We start from the raw sequence: 5,783 nt of genomic DNA, 5'->3' as shown, positions 1-5,783 counted from the left end.
GGCCAGGCCGCGGGTGCCGATCTTGTCCTTGAGCCGGCGGATGTGCAGCCGGTTCGGCGTGCCGTCCGGCAGGGTCGAGGGCACGAGGTAGCAGCCGAGGCCGCGCGCGCCGTCCGGTGCGCCACGCGGCCGGGCGGTGGCCAAGGCGACACCCGCGCCGGCATTGCTGGTGAACCATTTCAGGCCGGTCAGCCGCCAGGCCGCACCATCCGGTTCCGCCACCGTGGTGGTGGCGGCGACATCGGTGCCGCCATGCAGCTCGGTCGCCCAGGTGCCGCCGCTGAGCGCCAGCCCGTCCATCCGGATCAGCTGCGGCAGCCAGGCGGACCGCACCGCATCCGGTGCCAGCCGGTCGAGCACCCAGGCGACGGCGCCGGTCATGGTCACCGGACAATGCAGCGAGATATCGGCCTGGGACAGCACGCCGCCCATGACGAAGGACAGCAGATGCGGCGCCCGCTCGGCCTCGGCACCAAAGGCCAGGCCGATGATGCCGCGGCGATAGGCTTCGGCATGGCAGTCGCGGTAACCGGCGTTCAGCACCACCCGGCCGGTGGCGGCGCCCGAGCCGTCATGGCTTTCGAGTCGCGGCGGGGCGTGGCGGTTGGTGTAATCGGCCTGCGCCTCGACAGCATCGCCGACCCAGGCGCCGAACCGGGCCAGGCGGTCGCCATGGCGCGGCAGCAGGTCCGGGCTGCGCCGGGCCAGGCGGCACTGCAGGTCTCGGTCGCTGGTGAACAGGTTCAGGCCGCGGATGGCGGGCGGAAGCTCAAGCGGTCGGGTCTCGATCCGGTCCATGGCAGGCAGCCTCCAGGAGCGATCGCCCAAAATAGCACGGGCCAAAATAAAACGGGGCGGCGCAAGCGCCACCCCGTCTCAAGCAATCCCGCCGAAGGTCTCAGTGGGCGTTGGCCCAGACCTTGCGCTTCACCGCATACAGCAGCCCGGCAAAGATGATCAGGAACAGCACCACCTTGGCGCCGGTGTGCTTGCGCACCTCCATCGTCGGCTCGGCCGTCCACATCAGGAAATTGACGACGTCCCAGGCTTCCTGCTGGTGCGTCGCCTTGGTGCCGTCGGTGTAGGTGACGGCATCATCGCCCAGGATGTTGGGCATCGCCGTCGTGTGGCCGGGATAGTAGGTGTTGTAGTTCAGCCCGTCCGGCACCTTGAAATCCGCCGGCGCATCGGCAAAGCCGGTGACGAAGGCGTAGATGTAGTTCGGGCCGTCGGTCTCACCGCCCTCGCCCCGCGCCTTGGCCATCAGCGTCAGGTCCGGCGGCGTCTTGCCGCCATTGGCCGCCGCCGCCGCCTTGTCGTTCGGGAACGGGTTGTGGAACGGATCGGCCGGCAGCGCCGTCCGCTCGATCGGCTCGCCAGCGTCGTTGGTGTCGGCCACCTTGTAGCCGGCCGCGATCGCCTTGACCTCATCGTCGTTGAAGCCGAGCCCGCTGAGATCGCGGTAATGCATCAGCTTCATCGAATGGCAGGTCGAGCAGACCTCCTTGTAGACCTGGAAGCCGCGCTGCGCCGACGCCCGGTCGAAGGTGCCGAAGAAGCCGCCGAAGGTCCAATTCTGCGCCGGCGGTTCCGGCTGCCCCTCCGCCGCCTGCACGCCGGGGGCGAACAGGCCGGCCGAGAGCAGGATCGCCGCGGTGGCGCCCATGGCCTTGAGGGCCGTGGCTTTCAGCATGATCTTGTCGAAGAGCGGCATGGTCACGCCTTCACCGTATTCGGGGCTGCCGAGGGACCGAGGACGGATTCGCTGATGCTGCGCGGCAGCGGCAGCGGCCGTTCGATCTTGCCGAGGATCGGCGTGATCACCAGGAAGAACAGGAAGTAGTAGACCATGCCGACCTGGCCGATCAGCACGGCAGGACCTTCCGGCGGCTGCGACCCGGCATAGCCCAGCGCGATCACCGAGATCACCAGCAGCCAGAAGAACCAGCGATAGACCGGGCGGAACCGGATGCTGCGGACCCGGCTGGTGTCGAGCCAGGGCAGCACGAACAGCACCGCAATGGCGCCGAACATGGCGACGACGCCCAGCAGCTTCGCCGGGATGCCGAACAGGCTGAACGTGATCGACCGCAGGATCGCGTAGAACGGCAGGAAGTACCATTCCGGGACGATGTGCGCCGGCGTCTGCAGCGAGTTGGCCGGGATGTAGTTGTCCGCATGCCCCATGAAGTTGGGCATGAAGAACACCATGAAGGCGTAGAAGACCAGGAACACGACGATGCCGAAGCTGTCCTTCGCCGTGTAGTACGGGTGGAACGGCAGCGTGTCCTGCGGGCCCTTCGGGTCGATGCCGGTCGGGTTGTTCGAGCCGGTGACGTGGAACGCGCCGACATGGATGACGACGACGCCCAGGATCACGAAGGGCAGCAGGAAGTGCAGGGAGTAGAAGCGGTTCAGCGTCGGGTTATCGACCGCGAAGCCGCCCCACAGCCAGGTCACGACGTTCTCGCCCACCAGCGGAATGGCGGAGAACAGGCTGGTGATGACCTTGGCACCCCAGAAGCTCATCTGGCCCCAGGGCAGCACATAGCCCATGAAGGCGGTGGCCATCATCAGCAGGAAGATCACCACGCCGAAGATCCACACCAGCTCGCGCGGCGCCTTGTAGGAGCCGTAGTAGAGACCGCGGAAGATGTGGATGTAGACGGCGATGAAGAACATCGACGCGCCGTTGGCGTGGATGTAGCGGATCAGCCAGCCATAGTTGACGTCGCGCATGATGCGCTCGACCGACTGGAAGGCGTAATCCACATGCGGCGTGTACTGCATCGACAGGAACAGGCCGCTGGCGATCATGATCACCAGCATCATTCCGGCGATGGCGCCGAAGTTCCAGAGGTAGTTGAAGTTCCGGGGCGCCGGGTATTCGCCATACTCCTTCGAGAGCATGGAGAAGATCGGCAGCCGCGAGTCGATCCAGCGGATGGCTGGATTCTTGAAGCTCGACGGTTGGGCTGAGTGTGCCATAGGGAATCTCCGGACCGAGCGGCTCAGCCGATCTTGATCTTCGTGTCAGCGGTGAAGGCGTATTTCGGCACTTCGAGATTGGCCGGTGCGGGGCCCTGCCGGATGCGCCCCGATGTGTCGTAGATCGAACCGTGGCAGGGGCAGTACCAGCCGCCATAGGGACCGCGGTTGTCGCCGGCGTTCTGGCCGAGCGGGATGCAGCCGAGATGGGTGCAGACGCCGACGACGACCAGCCATTCCGCCTTCTGCACCCGGACCGAATCCGGCTGCGGGTCGCGCAATTCACTGAGGTTGACGTCCTGGGCGGCCTTGATCTGGTCTTCCGGCCGGTGCCGGATGAAGACGGGGTTGCCGCGCCACTTCACCGTCAGGGACTGGCCGACGGCGGCCGGCGCCAGGTCGACCTCCACCGAGGAGAGGGCCAGCACGTCCTTGGACGGGTTCAGGCTGTCGATCAGCGGCCAAGCCACGCTGCCGACGCCCACGGCGCCGACGCCGGCGGTCAGCAGATACAGGAAGTCGCGGCGGGTGCCCCCCTCCCCGGACGAATGGTCTCCGGACGGCGTGTGGCTAGGGCCTGTTGTGCCCTGGAGGGTGGTGTCCGACATCGCTGTTACGGTCCTCGGTTCTTGGTCGACCTTGTTTTAACCCATGATCCGCGCCGAGGCTGGCTTCGGCAACGAGACAGGGCGCCGCATTCCCCGGCAGGATACGGCTCCGGGTCTATACAATGCCGTCCCGACCCTGGCAATTCGCTAGAACCATTTATCAGCCCCTGCCGCACCGGATGTCATGCGCCTCGTCCTCTACGAACCCGATATTCCGCAGAACACCGGCACCATGCTGCGGCTCGGCGCGGCCCTCGGCGTCGCCGTCGACCTGATCGAACCCTGCGGCTTCCTGATCGACGACCGGCGGCTGCGGCGGGCGGCGATGGACTATGCCGATTTCCTGGATCTGACGCGCTGGACCAGCTGGCGGCGCTATGCCGAGACCGCCCAGCCGGGCCGGCTGGTGCTGCTGACCACCCGCGCCGCCCTGCCCTACACCGGCTTTGCCTTCGCGGCCGATGATCGGATCATGGTGGGGCGCGAACGCGCCGGGGTGCCGCCGGACGTGCATGATGCGGCCGACGCCCGGGTGGTGATCCCGCTGCGGCCGGAGGCGCGGTCGATCAACGTCGCCACCGCCGCGGCGATGGTGCTGGGTGAGGCGATTCGCCAGACGCGGCTTGAGGATGCCACGACGAAACCTGCGGCTGCGGCGCCGATTCCCACCCCGGCCCGGTCCGGCTAAGGTGCCGGCCGCACCAGCCAAGGCCGCCGCATGAGCACGACCCCGTCCGCCACCCCCGACTCCGAGACGATCGAGGCGCAGAAGACCGAAGCCACCGCCTGGTTCGCCAGCCTGCGCGACCGGATCTGCGCCGCCTTCGAGGCGATCGAGGACGATCATGCCGGGCCGTTCGCCGACCAGCCCGCGGGCCGGTTCGAACGCAAGCCCTGGGACCGGCCGGGCGGCGGTGGCGGCGTGATGTCGACCATGCGCGGCCGGGTGTTCGAGAAGGTCGGTGTCAACATCTCGGCCGTGCATGGCGAATTCTCCGAGGCGTTCCGGGCGCAAATCCCGGGCGCTGCAGGCGATGGCCGGTTCTGGGCCGCGGGCATCAGCCTGGTGGCGCATCTGCACAGCCCGCTGGTGCCGGCGGTGCACATGAACACAAGGCGGATCGTCACCTCGATCGGCTGGTTCGGCGGCGGCGCCGACCTGACGCCGATGGTGCCCGACGATACCGACACGCAGGAATTCCACGCCGCGCTGAAGGCGGCCTGCGACCGGCACGACCCGGCCTACCACCCGCGCTTCAAGGAGGCCTGCGACAAATACTTCTACCTGCCGCACCGGGATGAGCCGCGCGGCGTCGGCGGCATCTTCTACGACAATCTCGACACCGGCGACTGGGCGGCCGACATGGCCTTCACCCGCGATGTCGGCCTGGCCTTCCTGGACGTCTATCCGCGCATCGTCCGCCGCCACATGGACCGGCCCTGGACCGAGGCGCAGCGCACCCACCAGCTGCAGCGCCGCGGCCGCTATGTCGAATTCAACCTGCTGTACGACCGCGGCACCACCTTCGGTCTGAAGACCGGAGGCAACACCGAGGCGATCCTGATGTCCCTGCCGCCGATGGTGGCCTGGCCATAGAGATCGTGTGGAAACGCGCCGGTGCGGCCGTCTGCCGGCGGCGTCTCCGCTTCCGGTGCTCACGGACGACCATGTCCGCTGCGCGCCGGTTCTCGAAGCCATCGCCAGCCGACTCACACCAGCGCGTTTCCACACGATCTCTTGGAAGAATTGCAATTTCGAACCCCCGGGATCATTATCCCTGGGCATTCTGTTCTGAATTCACGGCCCGATCATTGCGGACCGAACACCTGATTATCACTATTCGTATTCCTGCCCGATATACGGCTTTCGAAAAGCAACTGATTTCATAGTCACGCTGTGGCTTGGTCAGCTTGGTGATCTTCTCCGGACGCCTGCTACAGCCCGTACATTCCGTGGAGACCATCGGATGATCGTCGGGATTCCCGTCTACCAGCAGGTCGATCTGCTCGACGTCACCGCACCGCATGAGGTGTTGAAATGGGTGGGGCCGGAGGTGGAGGTCCGACTGCTGGCCCATTCGACCGACGAGCCGATCGTGACGCGCGACGGCTTTCGCTTCCTCGCCACGCACCGGTTCGCCGACACGAAGAAACTCGACGTGCTCTGGGTGCCCGGCGGCGACCCCA

Annotated in this window: 7 protein-coding genes; 3 read left to right on the top strand and 4 right to left on the bottom strand. The window is 66.8% G+C overall.

What is annotated here, in order from left to right; translation table 11 throughout:
• The 4 genes from AC3XYG_RS11370 to petA all read right to left on the bottom strand — a co-directional run.
• The coding region (locus tag AC3XYG_RS11370) for an acyl-CoA dehydrogenase family protein (RefSeq protein WP_489139941.1) at nucleotides 1-798 on the bottom strand (798 nt) is incomplete at its 3' end.
• A gap of 100 nt (nucleotides 799-898) precedes the next feature.
• Entirely contained in the window at nucleotides 899-1,714 is an 816-nt protein-coding gene (locus AC3XYG_RS11365) for a cytochrome c1 (protein ID WP_489139942.1), read from the bottom strand.
• Nucleotides 1,715-1,716: 2 nt separating this feature from the next.
• Entirely contained in the window at nucleotides 1,717-2,988 is a 1,272-nt protein-coding gene (locus AC3XYG_RS11360) for a cytochrome b (protein ID WP_489139940.1), read from the bottom strand.
• A 23-nt stretch (nucleotides 2,989-3,011) separates the two neighbouring features.
• On the bottom strand, nucleotides 3,012-3,596 hold the full coding sequence (gene petA / locus AC3XYG_RS11355; protein WP_489139939.1) for a ubiquinol-cytochrome c reductase iron-sulfur subunit: 585 nt from the start codon (nucleotides 3,594-3,596) through the stop codon (nucleotides 3,012-3,014).
• Between the two features lie 184 nt (nucleotides 3,597-3,780).
• Here petA and AC3XYG_RS11350 point away from each other — a divergent pair, with 184 nt between their 5' ends.
• The 3 genes from AC3XYG_RS11350 to AC3XYG_RS11340 all read left to right on the top strand — a co-directional run.
• On the top strand, nucleotides 3,781-4,284 hold the full coding sequence (locus tag AC3XYG_RS11350) for a tRNA (cytidine(34)-2'-O)-methyltransferase (RefSeq protein ID WP_489139938.1): 504 nt from the start codon (nucleotides 3,781-3,783) through the stop codon (nucleotides 4,282-4,284).
• A 30-nt stretch (nucleotides 4,285-4,314) separates the two neighbouring features.
• Nucleotides 4,315-5,193: an oxygen-dependent coproporphyrinogen oxidase gene (gene hemF / locus AC3XYG_RS11345; RefSeq protein WP_489139937.1), complete on the top strand. Its 879-nt coding sequence runs from the start codon at nucleotides 4,315-4,317 to the stop codon at nucleotides 5,191-5,193.
• A gap of 370 nt (nucleotides 5,194-5,563) precedes the next feature.
• The coding region (locus AC3XYG_RS11340; RefSeq protein WP_489139936.1) for a type 1 glutamine amidotransferase family protein at nucleotides 5,564-5,783 on the top strand (220 nt) is incomplete at its 3' end.

Source organism: Inquilinus sp. (genome assembly GCF_057815775.1).
Note: the sequence above shows the minus strand (reverse complement) of the source record. Positions and strands in the feature narration are given on the sequence as shown.